The sequence below is a fragment of the Burkholderia gladioli genome (genome assembly GCF_000959725.1).
Taxonomy (GTDB): Bacteria; Pseudomonadota; Gammaproteobacteria; order Burkholderiales; family Burkholderiaceae; genus Burkholderia; species Burkholderia gladioli.
Genome location: NZ_CP009322.1, coordinates 2,698,016 through 2,718,047 on the forward strand (window position 1 = coordinate 2,698,016; position 20,032 = coordinate 2,718,047).

The 20,032-nt window shown below is 65.7% G+C and carries 12 protein-coding genes and 1 pseudogene; 4 read left to right on the top strand and 9 right to left on the bottom strand.

Features of this window, described 5'->3' with window-relative positions:
- Positions 1-16: 16 nt before the first annotated feature.
- The 3 genes and pseudogenes from fabD to BM43_RS38715 form a co-directional block, all read right to left on the bottom strand.
- On the bottom strand, positions 17-3,376 hold the full coding sequence (gene fabD / locus BM43_RS11865; protein WP_042287093.1) for an ACP S-malonyltransferase: 3,360 nt from the start codon (positions 3,374-3,376) through the stop codon (positions 17-19).
- Positions 3,377-3,451: 75 nt separating this feature from the next.
- Positions 3,452-4,153, bottom strand: coding sequence for a histidine phosphatase family protein (locus BM43_RS11870; RefSeq protein ID WP_036055450.1), 702 nt, complete (start codon positions 4,151-4,153; stop codon positions 3,452-3,454).
- Between the two features lie 967 nt (positions 4,154-5,120).
- A pseudogene (locus BM43_RS38715) lies at positions 5,121-5,734 on the bottom strand (IS5 family transposase); the annotation flags it as partial.
- Positions 5,735-5,898: 164 nt separating this feature from the next.
- Here BM43_RS38715 and BM43_RS11875 point away from each other — a divergent pair.
- Positions 5,899-6,618 carry a YceH family protein gene (locus BM43_RS11875; RefSeq protein WP_036055449.1) on the top strand — a complete coding sequence of 240 codons (720 nt, stop codon included), beginning with the start codon at positions 5,899-5,901 and terminating at the stop codon, positions 6,616-6,618.
- 162 nt (positions 6,619-6,780) lie between these two features.
- Here BM43_RS11875 and BM43_RS11880 read toward each other — a convergent pair whose 3' ends face one another.
- Complete coding sequence (locus BM43_RS11880) at positions 6,781-7,929, bottom strand: MFS transporter (protein WP_230676464.1); 1,149 nt, start codon at positions 7,927-7,929, stop codon at positions 6,781-6,783.
- 826 nt (positions 7,930-8,755) lie between these two features.
- On the opposite strand from BM43_RS11880, the gene BM43_RS41705 reads away from it, so the two are divergent.
- From BM43_RS41705 to BM43_RS11890, 3 genes are all read left to right on the top strand, one after another.
- On the top strand, positions 8,756-8,893 hold the full coding sequence (locus BM43_RS41705; protein WP_164720584.1) for a hypothetical protein: 138 nt from the start codon (positions 8,756-8,758) through the stop codon (positions 8,891-8,893).
- Positions 8,894-9,212: 319 nt separating this feature from the next.
- Positions 9,213-11,423 carry a TonB-dependent siderophore receptor gene (locus BM43_RS11885; RefSeq protein ID WP_036055447.1) on the top strand — a complete coding sequence of 737 codons (2,211 nt, stop codon included), beginning with the start codon at positions 9,213-9,215 and terminating at the stop codon, positions 11,421-11,423.
- Positions 11,424-11,903: 480 nt separating this feature from the next.
- On the top strand, positions 11,904-14,528 hold the full coding sequence (locus tag BM43_RS11890; protein ID WP_036055446.1) for a GH92 family glycosyl hydrolase: 2,625 nt from the start codon (positions 11,904-11,906) through the stop codon (positions 14,526-14,528).
- Positions 14,529-14,642: 114 nt separating this feature from the next.
- On the opposite strand, the gene BM43_RS11895 is transcribed toward BM43_RS11890, so the two are convergent.
- The 5 genes from BM43_RS11895 to BM43_RS11915 form a co-directional block, all read right to left on the bottom strand.
- The gene (locus BM43_RS11895; RefSeq protein ID WP_036040204.1) at positions 14,643-15,836 is read right to left on the bottom strand and encodes a hypothetical protein; all 1,194 of its coding nucleotides are present in this window, start codon (positions 15,834-15,836) and stop codon (positions 14,643-14,645) included.
- A gap of 114 nt (positions 15,837-15,950) precedes the next feature.
- Positions 15,951-17,288, bottom strand: coding sequence for an ATP-grasp domain-containing protein (locus tag BM43_RS11900; RefSeq protein ID WP_036055445.1), 1,338 nt, complete (start codon positions 17,286-17,288; stop codon positions 15,951-15,953).
- Between the two features lie 89 nt (positions 17,289-17,377).
- Positions 17,378-18,142, bottom strand: coding sequence for an SDR family NAD(P)-dependent oxidoreductase (locus tag BM43_RS11905; protein ID WP_157693249.1), 765 nt, complete (start codon positions 18,140-18,142; stop codon positions 17,378-17,380).
- Positions 18,114-19,025 (bottom strand): DapH/DapD/GlmU-related protein, encoded by a 912-nt coding sequence (locus BM43_RS11910; RefSeq protein ID WP_036040199.1) that lies wholly within the window; start codon positions 19,023-19,025, stop codon positions 18,114-18,116. Before BM43_RS11910 ends, BM43_RS11905 begins: the two co-directional genes overlap by 29 nt.
- Positions 19,022-20,008 (bottom strand): phytanoyl-CoA dioxygenase family protein, encoded by a 987-nt coding sequence (locus BM43_RS11915; RefSeq protein ID WP_124083571.1) that lies wholly within the window; start codon positions 20,006-20,008, stop codon positions 19,022-19,024. The genes BM43_RS11910 and BM43_RS11915 overlap by 4 nt, the downstream gene beginning before the upstream one ends.
- Between the last annotated feature and the right edge of the window lie 24 nt (positions 20,009-20,032).

The following is a 20,032-nucleotide window of genomic DNA, read 5'->3' on the forward strand; positions in this document are numbered from 1 at the left end:
AAACGATCGGTCCGGTTCAGACGACGGCCTCGGTCTCCGGAGCCGGAGCGGTGGCGGCCTGCCGGAGCAGTTGGGTGAAACGGGTGTTGAGCAGCGCGGCGGTGGACTCCATCAGCCGCACGCCGATCTCGTCGACGTGGCGGTTGCGCCAGCTCTCGAGCGGGGTGCCCTTCACCAGGCGGTTGAAGCCGCCGAGCGCGGGGCCGCAGTGGATCTGGAAGTCCACCTTGCCGCCCGACTCGCCCGCCAGCGCAAGCCGGTTGCTGTAGGCGAAATACCATTTGAAGACGAGCGCCATCTTCTTCTTCGGCGCCTGGTCGGCCGCGGCGATGATCTCGGCCGGATAGTGCTTGCGGCACTCTTCGTAGACCGCCTCGAAGCTGCGCTGGAAGTACTTGTCCTGGATCATGCGGGCCGTCTTCGCGTCGATCTGCTCGAGCGAATCCACGCTGCGGTAGACGTCGTAGAGCTTGTTGGCGCGCGCGGGAAAGAACACGCCGCGCTTGAGCACCTGCACGCGCGCTCCGATCTCGAACATGTCGCCGGCCGGCGCGTAGTCGGTGTCCTGTACCTCCACGTCCTGCAGCATGTCCTTCACCAGATCGCTGGTGCCGGCCTCGACGGTGCATTGGTTGATCGAGCCGGTGAGGATGAAGTCCGCGCCGAGAATGAAGGCGGAGGCCGCCGCCTCGGGCGTGCCGATGCCGCCGGCGCTGCCGATACGGATCGGCTTGGCGTAGCCGTGAGCGGCCATCGCCTCGTCGCGCTGCGCGATGATCACCGGTAGCAGCGCGGCGGCAACGCCGGAATCGGTATGGCCGCCGGAATCGGCTTCCACGCAGATATCGTCGGCCATCGGCAGCTCGCGCGCCCAGGCAGCCTGCTGCGCGGTGATCGCGCCGCTCTGCAACAGCTTGTCGACGATCGCGGCGGGCGCGGGCTTCAGGAAGCCCGCCGCCACCTCGGGCCGCGAGAGCTTGGCCATGATGCGGTTGCGCGCGACCGGCCGGCCGTCGGAGCCGGCCTGCAGGCCGCGCAGGCGATACAGCACGAGACCCGGCGAGACCTGCATGTAAGCCGAGGCCTCGACGTTGCGCACACCGTGCTCGAGCAGCAGCGCCACCATGGCTTCCTCGCGCGAGCCGTTCAACAGGTTCATGCCGAACGTCGCGTCGGGCCCGAGCGCAGCGCGGATCTCGAGGATCGCGCGCTCGACGTCGGCGGGCCGCAGCCCCCCCGTGCCGAAGAACGCCAGCATGCCGGCGCGCGCCATGCGCACCACCATCGCGACCGAGGCGATGCCGTGCACCATCGCGCCGCCCACGTAGGCGTACTTGAGCTTGTAGTCGGAACGGAACGCCGCGCTGCCGAGGCTGGTGGCATGGATCTGCGGGACCGCGGCACGACCGCCCGCGGCGGGAGCCGGGGCCGAGGCCGGGGATGCAGACCTGGCTGGAGCCTGAACGGCCCGCGACGCTGGCTCGGCATGCGCTGTCGGCTCGGCATGCGCTGTCGGGGCGGCCTCAACGAGCGGCGTGGCCTCGCTGCGGATCTTCGTCACCAGGTTGGTCAGCACGCGTCCGTGGCCGAGCTCGCGGAATGTCTCGACGCCCTGCCCCCACATGTAACGCACCGAATCCACCCAATTTACCGAATGCGTGATCTGAGTGGCCAGCAGCCGCTTTGCCTCGCCCGGCCCATAGGGCCGCGCGGTGACGTTCGAGATCACCGGGATGCGCGGCGCCGCCAGCTCGAAGCCCGCGAGGAATCGCTCGAACTCGCGCTGCGCGTCGAGCATCAGGCGCGAGTGGAACGCACCGCTTACCGCCAGCTGGATCACGCCACGGCAACCCGGCGCCTGTTCGAGCACCGGCTTGATCGCCAGCACCGCGTCGCGCGGACCGGAGATCACGATCTGCGAGGGCGTGTTCAGGTTCGCGATGTCGATCTCCTGTCCGCCGTTCGCGTCGAGCAGCACGCGCAGTGTCACCGCATCGAGTCCGAGTACCGCCGACATGGCACCCGCCGTCGCCTGCGACATCAGCGTGGCGCGCTTCTGCACCAGCCGCAAGCCGGTCTCGAAGTCCACCACGCCGGCCGCGAACAGCGCCGCATACTCGCCGAGGCTGTGACCTGCGACGAAGGCAGGCGGCACCGCCTCCTGCTCGCTCGCATCGAGATACGACAGCGCGTTGACCACGTACAGCGCCGGTTGCGTGTAGAGCGTCTGATCGAGCTGGCCGTTCGGATCCTCAAGGCACAGCGAGGCAATCGAGTAACCGAGGATGCGATCGGCACTGGCTACCCGCTCCGGGTACTTCTCGAACAGTGCCGCGCCCATGCCCTTTTTCTGCGCGCCCTGACCAGGAAAAACGAATGCGTACATGTTCTTTGGATCTCCAACGGTGGTGGCCCGGGCGTCGGAACGCGGCGCGAGCGCGTGCAGGCCGTCCAGCTCGCCGGCGAACGGCGACAGAAGGGCGCGGATTGAATGGGGATGCCCGGCGGGCAACAGGCGTTTGAGCAAGCCCGACAGCGTCGCGCCGGGCCCGACGTCGATGAACTCGACGCCGCCCGGTTCGGCGCTCAGCAAGGCGGCCACCGCCTCGCGGAACAGGATTGGACGGCGGCCGATCTGCCAGAAATAGTCCTTGTCCGGCGCGGCGGTGAGCTGGTCGCCGAGCAGGCACGAGATCAGCGGAATGCGCGGCGCGGCCAAGGTTTGTGGTGCGGTGTCGAGCAGCGCCGGCAGGCACGGATCCATTGCCGACGAGTGGAAGCCGTGCGAGATCGGCAGCATCAGGCAGACCACCTGCTGCGCCTGCAGGTGCGCATGCACGCGCTTCAGTGCCTCGCGCTCGCCCGACAGCACGAAGTGCTGATCATGGTTCACGCCGGCCAGCGCGCTGTTGCGATGAAGCACCGGGTCGCGCTCATAGCGTGCGGGGTCGTCGAGCACCGCGAGCATCGCGCCCGGGCCGCAATGCTGCTCGGCGAGCTGCGCCTTGTGCAGCAGGATGCGCAGCACCTGCTCGGGCGACCCGACGCCCGCCAGGGCGGCAGCGACGTATTCGCCGAGGCTGGTGCCGAGCAGGTAGTCGGGCTCGATGCCACGTGCGAGCAGGGTCTGCGCAAGCGAGTACTGCAGCATGAACAACGCGGGATGCGTGTGCAGCGTTCGATCGAACGGCGTGGTGCGCTTGACGTTTTCGCCGTAGAGAACGGCCAGGAGCGAGAATCCGGCCGCCTCGCCGACCACTGCGTCGAGCGCTTCCATCGAGCGGCGGAAAACAGGCTCCGCCGCATGGAGATCGATCCCCATGTGGTAGTACTGCGAGCCCTGGCCAGACATCAGAAACACGGTCTTTCGCTGCATGATCGGACCTGACGAACGAGTGACACGCATCCACCGCGCGGCTGCAGACACAATGCGCCGTGCGGAGGTGCCGGATTACCGATAAGTGAGGAAGCGCCCGTCCGACGTATCGAGATGGGCAATGCAATTCAGGTAGCCAAGCTTGAAGTGCCCGTCGTCGTCGACCATCAGACGCGTGAGCCCAGCGTTTTGGAGGCTCCAGGTCAAATCGAAGATGCGCTCGTCGGGAATGCCGAGCAAGCGCTGGCAGATCGCGCCGATCACGCCGCCCGACGTGAATACCATCACGGGCTGCGTCGCGCCGTGGCGCGCCGGCAGGCCCCTGAGGGTGGCCCAGCATCGATCGGCGAATGCCGACCATGATTGCGTGTACTCGCCGTCGAACTTCCCTGACACCCAGCGGGCCGCCGCGTCGGCGAACATCCGCTGAAACGCGCGCGGCGGATCGTCCTGCTGCGCGACGTGGGCCGACAAGGCCCGCAGATCCTGGAATTGCGGCGTGGCCTGCAACAGGATCTCGGTGTGATCGTATTCATCGAAGCCGGCATCGACCCCGTACTCCGTCTCGAGCACCGGGCCCCATGCTTCGGCGCACGCCAGCGCGCTTTGCAGATGACGTCGATGGCTGCCGCCCACGAGCACCGGCCGTTGCGGTTGCAACGAGTTCAGCCGCTCGCCGAGCAGCGTGCACTGACGGGTGCCGACATCCGTCAGGCGATCGTAATCGTCGGAGCCGAAAGAGGCTTGTCCATGTCTTGCCAGATAAAGACTTTGCATGCATTCGATCCGACTATCAAATGGAATACTTCGTTAATTGATGAATCGCATTATAGGTCAAACAATTAATTCAATTCAACATAACACAAAGGCAACTAAATGAAATCAATTTGACTTTCAATTTAATATTATTTTGTCGATGTGGAACCGTTTCCCCGATCCATCCCTTCCAAACAGCACCACAGTCATACTGCGACGCACGATAAGCCAAGCCAAGCAAGGACAAGGGAATTGTCAAGCGATGGGTCGGTCTCGCTGCATCGCAACCGCGGGCGCCCATCGGACGATTTTCTCAAGAATAATCAAACGAAGCGATATCAAAATCATGGCAGGGACGAATCGATAAAATTATGAAAATTCTATTTTCTATTGAAAGTATTTTCATGTTTTTGAAAGAATTTCGAGTCATTTTTTTACGACAGAATTTCGAAATCTGATATTCGATGCCGCGCATTATTTCGAAATTGAGCCTGAGCCAGGAAATGGTCCGGCTCGAACGTAGAGGAATTCGGCAGGATGTGTCCGACTGGACAGGAAGGCCATGCCACGAAGACGTGGACAGCCCAAAACACGCCAGACAACCCCGAGCCTCACGCCGCGTCGCGGCTACGCGGCGAGAACTGGCCGACGAACGGCCGCCAGGCCGTGGAAACCTCTCGATCTGGTTGCGCCCGATCCAGCGCACGGCGGGCTGTGGATCCGCCAGGAACTGCTTCAGGTATTCCGCCGCGTCGAGCGTGTTCAGCGAGGACAGGGGTTTGCGCTTCGCGACGATCGTCCACGGCAGCCACGGCTCGGCCTCGCGGCGGTACGTGCGGCGTGTGGCTTCGCAGCGCGCGCATCGGATCTCGATCCAGGCGCGCCTCGCCTGCAGGCGAGAGCGACGGCGTCAGCATCGAGCGCACGTACAGGTGCGCGAGCGCCTCGGTCGACGCCTAGAACGACGGATCGAGTTCCTCGATCACGTGATAGGTGTTGATATGTCGCGCTCGTGAAGGATGCATCGATATTTATCGTGGTCGTAACCACGGTCGGCGTAGACGCGGCCAGGACGGCTCAGCGGCCGTCCAAGCACGCCGCCGATCGGCCCGATGACCTCGATCAGCGGAACCAGTTGGGTGACGTCGTTGCGATTGGCGCCGGTCAGGATTGCCGCGACCGGCGTTCCGTCGGCGTCGGTTGCGATGTGGTGCCTCGAACCGGGGCGCGCTCGATCGGTGGGGTTCGGGCCAGTTTTTCGCCCGCCCCAAGAATCGACGATGAGTCGACGACCACGCGGCAGAAGTCGATCTTCCCGGCCGCTCGCAGTTTCGCCAGCAGCACGGCGTGCAGTCGATCCCACACGCCGGCTTGCTGCCAATCGCGCAGCCTGCGCCAACAACTTACGCCTGAGCCACATCCCATTTCGGACGGTAAATCGCGCCAACGAATGTCCGTCTTCAGCACAAATAGGATGCCCGTCAAGGCCGCACGGTCCGCTATTGGCTTGCGACCGGGATACTTGACGCGGCGCGGCTGTGACGGAGGTAGCAGTGGTTCGATCAGTGCCCAAAGTTCGTCATCAATGATTGGCTTACCCATCTCCTTGGCCCGTCTGTCACGACGGCCACGGTTAACAGGATGCTGAAAAAGTTAACAGCCCTTGGGCTCTTTTTGAAACCATATCTTAGTGGAACCCCCGCGAGCGTATATCATCGCGGCAACGCTTTCATCCGCCTTCCTTCGATTCCCATCCCTCCCGCACGATGAACACGTCCAACGACACTCCCGCCCCGCGCACCCTGCGTGCGCTCACCGCCCTCGAAGCCCGCATCGTCGGCGTGCTGATCGAGAAGCAGCACACCGTGCCCGATACCTACCCGCTCTCGCTGAACGCGCTGACGGCCGGCTGCAACCAGAAGACCGCGCGCGTGCCCGTGATGAACGCGAGCGAGGCCGAGGTGCTCAGCGCGATCGAGGAGCTGAAGCTGGTCAGCCTGGTGTTCGAGGGCAGCAGCAGCCGCGTGCCGCGCTTCGAGCACAACCTGAACCGCGTGCTCGGCATCCCGAGCCAGGCCGTCGCGCTGCTGACCGTGCTGCTGCTGCGCGGCCCGCAGACGCCGGCCGAGCTGCGCCTGAATTCGGCGCGCCTGCACGGCTTCGCCGACGTGTCGTCGGTGGAGGGTTTCCTGGAGGAACTCGCCGAGCGCGCCACGCCGCTGGTCGTCAAGCTGCCGCGCGCGCCCGGCGCGCGCGAAAGCCGCTGGATGCACCTGCTTTGCGGGGAAGTGGACGTCGGCGCGTATGCCGCGCCGCGCGCGGTCAGCGAGGGCGGCGCCGTGGAGGGGTTGTCGACGGCCGAGTTCGAGGCCCTGCGCGAGGATCACGACCGGCTCGCCGAGGAAGTCGCGCGGCTGCGCGCGCTGGTCGAGCGGATGGCCGGCGAACTCGGCATCGACGCCGGCTCGCCCGAGGCGGATGCCTGAGGGGGGCGATTGGCGCTTGAGGTGCTTGACGCTTGAGGCGCTTGACGCCAGAGGTGGTAGACGCCTGAGGTGCTGGCCGCCTGAAGCGCCCGATGCTTGAGCCAGCGAATACCTGAAGCGCTGAATGCCTGAAGCACCGGCGCCGAACGACGGACGCGCGACTCAGTCGAGCGCGCGTCCCTTCAGCTCCGGAATCAGCACCAGCGTGGCGACGATGTCGAGCACATAGAGCGCGGCCAGCGCCGCGATCGCCACCGTGAACGAATAGCGCGCCGCCAGCGCGCCCACCGCCAGCGGCCCGAAGCCGCCGATCGCGCGGCCCAGGTTCCACAGCACGTTCTGCGCGGTGGCGCGCGCGGCGGTCGGATAGGCTTCCGACATCAGCGTGCCGTAGCCGCCCACCATGCCGTTCACGAACATCCCCATCAGCGCGCCGGCCCACAGCATCACGGCCGGGTCGCTCAGCCGCGCATAGACGCAGACCATCACCACCGCGCCCGCCTGGTAGAGCAGGAAGGTCGGCTTGCGGCCGATGCGGTCGGCCAGTTGCCCGAAGGCCCAGACGCCCGCCATCATGCCGAGCACCGTCACCGCGGTCCACATGCCCGACTTCGTCAGCGAGAACCCCAGCCGCTTCGACAGGAAGGTCGGCAACCAGATCATGATCCCGTAGTAGCCGAAGTTCTGCACCGCGCAGAGGATCACGATGCCGAGGCTGGTGCGTGCCGTGCGCGCATCGGCAAACAGCATGCGCAAACGCGCGCCGAAGCCCGGCGCCCGCCCCGGCTGCCGCGTGCGCACGAAGGGCTCGGGCTCGTGCAGGCGATTGCGCAACTGCCAGGCCACCAGCGCCGGCAGCATGCCGACCGCGAACATGCCGCGCCAGCCGATCCATTGCAGCAGGGTGGGCGTGAGCAGCGCGGCCAGCAGCACCCCGCATTGCCAGCCCAGGGCGACATAGGACGACACGCGCGCCCGCTTGTCGGCCGGCCAGGCCTCGGCGGCCAACGCCATGCCGATGCCGAATTCGCCGCCCAGCCCGACGCCGGCGATGGTGCGATAGATCAGCAGGTCGGCGAAACCCTGGGCCAGCGCGCACAAGCCGGTGAATACCGCGAACAGAGCGATGGTCCAGGTCAGCACGCGCACGCGGCCATGACGGTCGGCCAGCGCGCCGAAGATCAGGCCGCCCGCCACCGCGCCCACCAGGGTCCAGGTCACCAGCGCGCCGGCCTGGCCGGCGTCGAGTTTCAGCGCGGCCGAGATCGCCGGCAGCATGAAGCCGAGGATCAGCAGGTCGAAGCCGTCCATCGCGTAGCCGATCGCCGAGCCGGCGAGCGCCTTCCAGGCATAGCGCGAGACGGGCTCCGGCGAGGCGGTGGAGGCGACGGCGCCGCGGGCGGCAGGTGAGGGATTCGGTGGCATGGCTGGTCTGGCGAAGAGGGAGCCGCGGCGCAAGGGAGCGGCCGCCGGGCCCGGTGAAGGCCGCCGACGGCCGGGTGCTTCCGGCGGCGGCCCGAAGCATACCGCGTCGGCGCGGGCGGCTGCACGGCGCGCCGCCCGCGCCGTCGGCGAACCTCGCCAGCATGCCCTGCACAAAAATCCACAGGAAGCCCGGCCGGCCGGGCTTGACGCGGCTTCGCCGGGCTCTCTAGAATCGCGAATCCTCACTTTCGGAGCCGACGTCTTGGACGCCAGCAGTTGTCGACCTTCCCACGACATGTCCGCCTGATCGACCGACGCCAGCCCCGTCTCACGCTGCCGTTCGCCGACCAGGCAAACGGTGCGCGCGGCAGTATCCGCAGTCCCCTCCTCGTGCATCGCTGAAGCGCCGGAACGCGCCACGCCCTCCTTGCGTGCGCGATCCGGTCCCGCCGTCCGGCGGCCCGTGCCAGCGCGCGCCCTTTCCAGGGCAGGCGCCGGCGCCGCCCACCGCGATGGCCAACCGACCAGGAGCCCGCCATGAACAGCGACAGTTGCCCCAGTTGCCCCTTATGCCGCAAGACCCTTTACCCATCTGGGCGCGGCGAGCATCCGGCCGTCTGACCCGGCATCCCCGGGATCGCCATCAGGCGGCGGCAGAGGCCCGCGCCCGCTGAAGCGGCGAGACCGAGCGTCCGCCGCACGGAGCCTCATCATGAATTTCGGCCTTCTGCTGTCGCAACTCCCGCACGTCGACGAATCGCGCACGCATTACGAAGCGATGCTCGACCTCGACGACCGCAAGCCGCTGCTGGTGCGCTGCTTGCAGCGCATCCGGGCGATCTTCGCCTGACCGGCCCGGCGTTGCCGGCGCGCCCCGCCCCCAAGGACGGGCGCGCCGGCAACAGGCTGGACCGGCACCCGAACCCCTGTCGGGCCCCACGAACCGCCCCACCCACGCTTTTCTCCCCGCCGTCTCCAATCTCCTCGCGGCCGCAGCCCAGCCTTGTCGCACGGGCCCGCGCACTCGCTTCCCCCGATTCCGTTGCGGCCTCGCGCACGCCGACCGTCACTATTTCAAGATTGATAACCATTCTCATTACCGTTACTATCCGCATCCGGCCATGCGTGCGATCGCACCATGCCGACCGACCCACCGCGATTTCGACACGATGCCAACCAATAGACCATCCCGGCGCCGCATGGCGGCGCGCCAGCCGCTGCACGCGACCGCCCTGACGCTCGCGCTCGCGGGCGCCGCCCACACGTCGGCCGCCTCGGCCGCCGACGCCAGCGGCACGGCCGCGCCCGCCGCGCCGGCGATTGCCGCGAGCAGCGCCGCGCCGGCCACCGAAGCCGCGGCGGCCCACACGCTGCCGACCGTCAGCGTGCGCGGCGCGGCCGCCGCCGAGCCGACCGTCGGCTACCAGCCGCGCACCACCTCGATCACCGGCTTCCCGAACCAGTCGGTGATGAAGGTGCCGCAGGCGGTGGCGGTGGTCAGCAGCACGGTGATCGAGGACCAGCACGCGCGCTCGCTCGACGACGTGCTCTCCAACGTCAGCGGCATCGTGCAGACCAATACGCTGGGCGGCACGCGCGACGCCTTCATCAAGCGCGGCTTCGGCAACAACGACGACGGCTCGATCCTGGTGGACGGCATGCGCTCGCCGGTGCTGCACAACTACCTGGCCGCGATCGACCGCGTCGAGGTGTTGAAGGGGCCGACCTCGCTGCTGTACGGCGTGCAGGAGCCGGGCGGCGTGATCAACCTGATCACGCGCAAGCCGGAGGACGAATACAGCGGCTCGATCTCGGCCTCGAAGACCAACCACGGCGGCGCCGGCGGCAGCTTCGACCTGACCGGCCCGATCGGCGGGGTGGGCCAAGTGGCGGGCGGCACGCTGGCCTTCCGCCTGACCGGCGAGGACAACACCAGCCAGTACTGGCGCAGCTTCGGCCGCGAACGCGACTCGCTGATCGCGCCGGCGCTGTCCTGGCACGACGCGCGCACCTCGATCGAGATCCGCTACCAGTACGCCGACTACACCACGCCCTTTGATCGCGGCACGGTGCTGGTCAACGGCCGGCTCGACGATGCGCTGGCCTCGCGCCGCTACGAGGAAGCCTGGGCGCAGAGCAGCGGCATCCAGGAGATGTTCCAGGCCAAGGTCGAGCACCAGCTCAGCGACAACTGGCGCGTGCGCGCCGCCTACAGCTGGGGCCGCGATCGCTACGGCCAGTACATCACGCGCGCCACCGCCTTCAACAGCGCCACCGGCGCGCTCACGCGCACCGCCGATGCCAACCTCGGCCGCAACGATTCGAACCAGATCGCCTCGATCGGCCTGCTCGGCAACCTGACGCTGGGCGGCATCCGCAACGATCTCTACTTCGGTACGGAGTACGAACGTCGCCGCGAATTCCGCGGCGACACGATCCGAGGTATCGCCACCAAGGGCTTCACGATCTTCGATCCGGTCTATGGCCTGCTGCCGCCGGGCGTGGTGCCGAGCGCCACGCAGAGCGACAACCTGTGGAAGACCCACACCTACTCGTTCATGGCGCAGGACAACGTGCACCTGAGCGAGCGGCTCACCGCGGTGGCCGGGATCCGCCTGGAGAACTGGCAGCAGTTCGCGGGACAGGGCCGCCCCTTCGTGGTGGCCGACGATTCGCACGGCCATGTCTGGCTGCCCACGCTGGGCCTGGTCTACGCGCTCACGCCGGGCCTGTCGGCCTATGTGAACACCAGCCGCTCCTTCGTGCCGAACTCCTCGGTGGACGGCCTCGCGCCGCTGCCGCCCACCACCGGCCGCTCGGTGGAGACGGGCCTGAAGTTCGAGCTGAACCACAGCGTGACGGGCACGCTGGCGCTCTACCAGATCGACAAGCGCAACGTGGCGGTGACCGTCAACGGCGTCTCGCAGACGATCGGCGCGGCGCGCTCGCGCGGTGTCGAGCTCGACCTGGCCGGCCAGATCACGCGCCACTGGAGCGTGATCGGCAGCTACGCCTACACCGACGCGATCGACCGCCAGGCCAACGTGCCGCTGGTCAACGCGGCGCGCCATACCGGCAGCCTGTTCGCGGTCTACGACACCAGCATCGCCTCGCTGCCGGGCCAATGGCGCTTCGGCGCCGGCGCGCACTTCGTCGGCCGCCGCGCGGGCGATACCGCCAACAGCTTCACGCTGCCCGGTTATGCGCTGGTGGATGCGTTCGCCGCCTACGAGACCAGGATCGGCAAGTTCCCGACCAAGGTCCAGCTCAACGTCAACAACCTGTTCAACAAGGTCTACTACCCGTCGAGCAACAGCAACCTGATCATCGCCGTGGGCGAGCCGCGCCTCGTCACCTTGACCACCACCGTGTCGTTCTGATCGCACCGGGCCCGCCCGGGCCCGGCCACTGACTCCCCTCGCTCATCAATGCGGCATCGTTCGATGCCGCCCCTTTCCATTTCCGATTCAATTTCCCCAGGCAATTTCCACCGCATTTCCGGAAATGAACTTCGGCCAGCAGGAAGCGGCATTTCCAATCGCTCTCGAAAACCGGGATATTGCATCGCATCCCGATCACAACGGGGGCAATTGGAGGAAGGCTTCCCCGGCAAGCGATAGCGAAATTATTTCCATTTCCAATTCAATCTCGGGTCAGAATTACAGCTTATCCACCGCATCGATCGAGATTTTATAAACAGCCATTTTGTTTACCTAAATTTCGAAAAAATCAGGGAATTTTCCAATTAGCCGCTAAAGCCGCTCCCGAGGCACACTCCACGTGATTCCAAAGAGCGCGAGCGTCACGCGTCGCATCGCGCCTCGACACGCACAAGAATCGATAACACCTGGAGGCAAAGCATGCGCAAAACCCTGACACTCGCGGCGGCGATAGGCATCGCCCTGCTCGCCGGCTGCAACGGCGACCTCGATTCCTCACCCGCCTCGGTGGCCAGCCAGAGCCGGCCGACCAGCATCGGCGGCCCGTCCGGCGAAGCCGGCGCCACCACGCCGGCCGACAACGGCGCGCGGCAGGTCGCGCGCACCGACATCGCCGGCCTGACGAAATTCGTCAACGTCTTCATCGGCACCGGCGCGCCCGATGCCGGCGGCCTCTATCCCGGCAACCTGAATCCGGCCGCGCAGACGCCGTTCGGCATGGTCAGCTTCGGCCCCGACACGCCGGGCAGCGGGCAACCCTGGGGCAACGGCTCGGGCGGCTACTACTACCAGGACAAGACCATCAACTTCTTCAGCCTCACGCACCTGAACGGCCCCGGCTGTCGCGGCCAGGGCGCGGTGGCGATGATCCCGGGCGGGGGCACGCTGAACTTCTCGCACAGCGACGAAAGCGCCTCGCCCGGCTACTACCGCGTCAAGACCGGCAACGGCATCGTCAACGAATTCACCGCCACCACGCGCACCGGCATGGCGCGCCTCACCTTCCCGGCCGGCACCACGCCCAAGCTGGTGGTCAACGCACGGCTCAGCAACGGCATGAAGTCCGGCGTCTCGACCTCGCTCGTCAACATCGCGGCGGACACGCAGGCCAATACCGTCTCGGGCCAGACCGTGGTGGGCGCGTTCTGCGGCGGCACCTGGTACAAGCCCGTGTATTTCTACATGGCCTTCGACGCGCCGCTCGACGCCAGGACCACCAGCACCGCCAACGGCGTGACCACCGCCGGCTTCGCGGCGAAGCCGGGCAGCGCGACGGTGGTGCAGGTGAAGATCGGCATCTCCTCGGTCAGCGTCGCGAACGCCAAGCTGAACCTGCAGACGGAAAACCCGGGCTGGTCCTTCGACACGGTCAGGTCCGACCAGGATGCCGTCTGGAACCACCGGCTCAACACCATCCAGCTCGACCTCGCGCAAGGCGGCACGATCGATGCGCTGGGCAGCAAGGCGAGCGCGGCGCGCAACTACGTCACGCAGTTCTACACGGCGCTCTACCACACCATGGCCGGGCCGACCGTCTACAGCGACGTGAACGGCGAATACCGCAGCATGCGCCAGGGCAATCTCAACGCGCCGGGCAACACGGCGCCGGCGCGCGACGTGGCCAACGTCGCGCAATATCCGGTGCCGGGCAACCCGAACGCCTATCGCACGCATTATTCGGGCTTCTCGCTGTGGGACACCTATCGCTCGGAAACGCAGTTGCAGGCGCTGCTGTTCCCCGGTGAAACCAGCGACATGATGCAGTCGCTGGTGGCCGACGCGAAGCAATGCGGAGCCTTTCCGCACTGGGTGGACGGCTCGGACGACACCAAGCCGATGGAAGGCGACCACGCGCCCAACGTGATCGCGGCCGCCTATGCCTTCGGCGCGCGCGGTTTCGATATCGGCACGGCGCGCGGCTACATGCTGCAATCGGCCTTCGGCACCGGCGGGCCCGGCAGCGCCTTCGTCGAGGGCGCCTGCAACAACATGGCGGCGGTGGACGACACGGTGGGCGTGAGCAGCATCGGCAGCTTCTACCAGAAGAACGGCTATGTCTCGACCAACGCGGCGGCCAGCCATCACGCGGGCTCGATGACGCTGGAGCTGACCGCCACCGACGAATCGGTCGCCAACTTCCTGGCCGCGCTGGGCCGCGCCGAGGACGCCAGCAGCGTGGCCACCCTGCATGGCCGCGCGCGCAACTGGACCCACATCTTCAACGCCAGCATCCCGCCGGGCCAGAACTACAACGGCGGCGAAACCAGGGGGCTGGTGCCGAAGGACGCCAGCGGCAACTGGGTCTACAGCGGCCTGGACAACGGCGGCTTCCACGAATCGACCGAACCCAACTACACCTGGACCATCGGCCACGACTACACGGAGCTGATCAATCGCCTGGGCGGCAAGCAGGCCGCCATCGCGCGCCTGAACACCTTGTTCGGCCTGAGCCAGAGCGACCCGTTCAACGGCCCGCTGCCGAGCGCCGCCACGCTCAACAGCGGCCAGGACGGCACCACGCTCTACATCGGCAACGAGCCCTCGCTGCAGACACCCTGGGCCTACAACTGGACCGGCAAGCCGCAGCTCACGCAGTTCGTGATCCCGCTGGTGATGAACAAGACCTTCTTCAACACGCCCGGCGGGCTGCCCGGCAACGACGACCTCGGCGCGACCTCGGGCTTCTATCTGTGGGCGAGCCTGGGCCTCTATCCGGTGGTGCCGTCCGCGCCGGGGCTGGCGATGTCCACGCCGCAGTTCAAGGGCATGACGGTCTGGCTCGACGACGGCCGCAAGAAGCTGCGCATCGAGGCCGACGACGAGGCGCTGGTCAACAACAAGCCCTACATCAAGTCGGTGGAGCTGAACGGCAAGACCTACCAGGGCTCGTGGCTGCCGATCGCGGCGATCGCCGACGGCGGCACGCTGCGCTACACGCTGTCGTCGACGCCGACCGACTGGGCCAGCGATCCGTCGCTGGCGCCGCCCTCGGGCCCGGCCGCCGACTACACCAAGGCGGTGGCGGTGGCGCAGCCGGCGCGCTGAGCGTCGATCGCCGCCCAGACATGAAACCGCGGACATCGCCTTGCCGAGGCTGGGCATGGAGAGAGATCGGTTGCCTGTCACGGGTGGCGCAGGCGGCGGCCCGCGAAGCACCGATCACTTGCGTCGACGATACAAGACAGCCTGGTCCGACGACGACTTGGGGCGGACCAGCACGACCGCGGCGGCGAGACCGACCGACGCCAGAGCGGCCACGGCCGAGGCGGACTCCAATCCAGCTCGCTGCGCGACGAAGCCCAGTACCGGCGCGCACAGCAGCAGGGCCGCCTGCATGCTGCCGGTCCTCACCGGGACGAGCGTGCTGGCCGCTGAGGCATGAGCATCGGCGATCATGAGGCTGCTGACCGCGGTGTAGCAGACCTGAAACACGAACAGATAGGCGCCGTAGATCAGAAGGCATGCCGCGGGATCACGCACGAGTGGCGTCGCCATCATCAGGGCCGCGGAAATGATGTCGAGCGTCACGTAGGCCCGTTGGTCATATTTTTTCAGAACCGGCATCGCGAATGAGGTGAACCATGCCCCTACCGTCACGGCAACGGTATTCACCAGCACCACGATCGCAACGCCGTTGACACCGAGATGGAGGTAGTCGACCGCGAGCGGCGTGCGAGCCGCGTGATGATAGGCCTGCAGGGGCGCGGTGCTCAGCAGGAGAAACAACAAGGGCAGGCTCGGCGCGAGTAACCGGTATCCGTTGCTGCCCCTCCCGCCTGACGGTGGCGATTGGAATCCCTCCACCCTGACGCCGGGCCGCCAAGTCAGAGCGAGGCAGGCGCCAGTCGCGGATGTGCAAGCCGCCAACAAGCTGATAACCGGGAAATCGATGCGATCCAAGATCAGCCAGCCGAGCACCGCGGAAACCATCGAACCGGCCAGCCGGCTTGCCTCGGCCGCACTGATTTCCCTGCGAACCGCCCCGGGCTCGGCCACGCACTTGATATACAGCGTCGCCGCGGTGTTCGCAAGCGCCCCGAAAAAACCACGCACGCACAACAGGCTCAGCGAAAGCGAGGCATGGGAATCGAATAACGCCGCAGCGCCCCCCAAGACGCCGGCCCCCGACAATTCACAAAATACATATAGCTGTCGAAGTGCGAATCTCGACAGGATCCACCGTGAACACGGAATCGTCAGCAAGGCTGGAAGCCAGACGGTCGCGAAGGCGACCGACGCAAGCGTTGCAGACCGATACTTGATGAAAAGCGCGGGCGACAGCGCCAACAGCACGATAGCCTGGCCGAGCATGCCGACGGCCAACGCCAGATAGACATTGACGAGTCTGTTCATTGCATTCGATGAAGGTGCGAAACGTGGCGGGAGCCGATACACCTTGTGGTGCGACCCGGCCTGTCGAATTCCGGGGCGAATCGCCTGATACGCGGCCGGCGGCGACTGTTCGCCTCAAGCAAGATGGCGGAGCTCGCCTTGATGCATTGCCGCCGGCGCGGACAAGTACGGGAGAGCGGATCGGGTCACGGGAGCGGCGTCCAGCGTCTCGACGCCGATCGATCCGGCGACATGGCGGGCAATTTCCACGACGATCGTTTCCGCGCGGCGGCCATCGTCCGCCGCTGCCTGCAAACGTGCGAGCACCATTGGTGCGGTAATGGCCTGCCCCGGCACGACATAGCAATCGCAACGCGTCAGCGCGTCGCTCAGCGGGGCCGGCAACGCGGTGCTGAAATCGGGCGCCACGACGCCGCCTTCGACCGTCTTCAGCGCGAACGAACTGACGGAGCGCGCCGGGTCGATTTCCGGGACGGCAACGGGGTTGCCGAGCACCAGGTCGATCAGCATGTCGTGAATGAATTTACCGCTCAGGGAGTCGTAGAGAAACGGCAGCATGCCGCCCATCAGGCGCGCGTTCGCCTCCACCAGGACGGGACCGGCGGGCGTGACCATCATCTCAAGATGAAAGATCCCGAGATCGAGGCCGATGGCCTCGAGTACGCGCCGGGCATAGGCGAAGCAGGACTGTCGTTCGAGCACCGATACATCTGCGGGAAGGAAACTGCCCAATTCGATGGCTTCGTTGGCGGCCGCCTGAATCCGGCCCGAGATCATGAATTCGTAGTATTCGTCCCGCCGTCGTCCGATTTCCACGGAAACCAGCGTACCCGACAGGTAGTCCTCGATCATGAAGCCGCGATCGATGTATCCACGCAGCGATGCCGGCAAACCCAGCCATTCGCTCCTCAGGTCGTCCGCGATCGACGCGAGATCGTCTTGCAAATCGACGACGCGAACCAGGCTGCTGAACACGCCGCTGATCGGCTTGATGACGAACGGGCGTGGCGTGGTCGAGGCCTGCTCCAGCATCGCCTCGAGACTCCCCACCGCCCGGCAACGCGCCGTCGCCAGGCCGGCCCGCTCCAAGGCCGCGCGTGTCTCGTTCTTGTGACGCGCGACATGCACCGCTTCGATCGGCGCGAACGGCACGCCGATCGAAGCAGCGGCAAGGGCGGCGGCCTCGATCGATCGTTCGAAGACACAGAAGATCGCCTCCACCGGATCCCGCTCATGGATGCCCTCGACGATTCGAGCAATCTCCCTCGGATCGCGGCTGCCGCCCGTATCCGCGATCCTGTCGAGCGCGGCCAGGATGTCCCGCGCCTGCGCATCGGTGTGAAAGAAATCATCGTCGCAGCGCAGAAAAGTGATGCGGTGACCACGTTTCAATAATCGACCGAGCAGGCGGATGCCGGCGAAGTTGGCGTCGATGACGAGGCAATGGGCCATTTTCTTCGAGATCTCCGGGTTGAGCGAGGCGAGCGTATGGCACGAACACGGCCAGCCGCCGAGCTTGCATATTCGTTGAGAACACCGAACTACTGGAACGTCGCGCCGCCGCCCGCCTCGACGGTCAATTCGCGTATTCTCACCCGCGGGTTCGACGAAACGAGCCAGGCAATCAGAGACGATATGTCCTGCGGCTGCAGCAAGTCTTCCGGCTTTTTTTCGCACCCGCCCGCCGTCGCCATCGGCGTGTTGATCCAGCCGGGGCAAATGGACGTCACGCGCACGCCCGAATCGAGATACTTGGCGTAGACCGCATCGAAAAATCGGATCGCCGCCGCTTTCGACGCGCCATAGATGCCTTTGTCCGAGAAGCCCACCAGGCCGGCTCGCGAGGCAATATTGATGATGTAGCCTCGGTTCGCGTTTTCCATCATGGCGATGATGCCGCGCGCCAACTGGATCGGCGCCAATGCGTTCAATGCCATCGCCTCGTCCAGTTCCGCATCGGTGAAGCGATCGGTCCTGGTACTGGTCATACCCGCGGCGGAGATGAAGACCTCCGGCACCCCCAGGGTCGCGATTCGAGCCAGCAGGCCTCGAATCGCCTCCCGGTCCTTCAGGTCGGCCGCCAGCGCGATGCAGGGCATGGCGCGCGGCAGCGCCTCGATCTCGCCGACAAGCGCGGCAAGCCTGTCCGGGTCGCGGCCCACCACGATCGTCGCGTAACCGATATCGGCAAGCGCCTTGGCACAGCAGCGCCCCACCCCGCCGCTTGCGCCGGTGATCAATGCCAGGCGCGGCGGACATGCCGGCGCTGGCGACAATTCATTCGTCGCTGGTGTGAAGAACGGCATTGATCCCTCCCCAGCCGCCCTTGCCGGTCGGGAGCACCTCGACCACGCCGGTCTGGCTATTGCGCCTGAACAGCAAGCCATCGCGGCCAGACAGGTTGCGCGCGTAGTCGACGGTGCCATCCGGGAGCCGCACCTTCGTGCCGGCCGTGACGTACAGTCCGGCTTCCACGATGCAGTTGTCGCCCAGGGAGATGCCGATACCGGCGTTCGCGCCCAGCAGCGAGCCGCGGCCGATGGCATTGGTTCGCTTCCCGCCGCCGGAAAGGGTGCCCATGATCGACGAGCCCGCGCCCACATCGCTGCCCTCGCCGACCGTCACGCCCGGCGTCACCCGTCCCTCGATCATCGATTTGCCGAGCGTACCGGCATTGAAATTGATGAACCCTTCGTGCATCACGGTGGTGCCCTCGGCCAGATGTGCGCCGAGGCGAACGCGATCGGCGTCGCCGATGCGCACCCCCGCCGGGATGACGTAGTCCACCATGCGAGGGAACTTGTCCACCGACAACACGATCAGGTGATGGTATTCGGCCGCCACCAGGCTGCGCAGCTTAGCGACCCACTGCGGGAACACCGGCCCCGACGTGGTCCATGCCACGATGGGTAGCTTTTCGAAGAGACCGTCGAGCCGCATGCTGTTGGGCTTCATCACACCGGCCGACAGCAGATGCAAACGCAGATAGGCATCCTCGGTGCTCCGAATCGCGTCGTTCACGACATCGACCTCGATCTCGAACGACTCGTTTCGAACCAGCCCGTATTTCTGCGCCAGACATCCACGACGCGCGTCTTCGTCATCAGGGTAGTCGGCATCGACGGTCTTGCCGCTCGCAACATCGACATATCGCTGGCCGCGCCTTTTGACGATTGCCTCACTGCTCATGCTGTTTTCTCCGCTGGTTCAGGTACGTTGATGACCGTCGCGCCGGTCAAATCGAAACGCTCGCCTTCGCTGAGCCCTTGCGTCATCCGCTCCACCAGACGCGCGTCGTCGCCACCGGCCTTGGAGGCGTTGGTTGCAGCGAATCGCGCATCCGCCTCGATGAAGCGCAATACAAATGCCCGGCGGGTCGCCATCACCCCCGGCAGCAATGCATTGCTGCGGTGGAACACATTTTTGTCGAAGAGGATGGCATCGCCAGGCGCGAGCGAGAAGGATACGCCTTCGCTGTCGAACAGGTTTTTCGCGAATCCCGAGATATAGATGGAATCGCTGAACAAATGCGGGAACTTGCTCTGTATGTACGGAAAGAGCTTCTTGAATTTCTTTTGCTCGTCATTCCGGTACTTGGGGCCGAGCAGCGTTTTGTACAAGGCGGGAATCTTGTAGCGCCCCTCGACCAGCGAGCGGGTGACGGTAGCCTGGAGATTGAAGAACTCGCTGCCGGAAAACGACGACGTGGACAGCAGCGTCAGTCCGCCATCCTGGACGTCAGGATCGATCGGATCCAGGGTGATCCAGATGGAGAAGGCTCGATCCTTCGGAAAGATATATTTGAAACTGGTGATGTCGAGATGCCAGTCGAAGCCCCCCAGTTCCGCATCCGTCTCGAAGATGACCCCGTCGGTAAACACGCTGTCGCGATACCCGAGCGATCCGATCAGGGCGGCGAAGGTGCGCTGGCCGAGGAAGCCGTGGATGGCGGGGTCGTCGATAGCAGTATTGTAGGTGTTCTTCTTGATCGTATCGAAAGTGGTGCCGTTTGCCGTTCCCGCTATCACGCGCTTCAGGTGCTCGATCATCTCGTTTGAAATCAGGTTCCTGATCGCACAGAACCCATGCTGCCTGAAAAAGACGGCATCGGCTTCAGGGGCGCAATCATGGGATTCGACTCGATCCCCGAGATAGGCATTTTCCAGTGACATGCGTGCCTCCAGTTGAATATACGC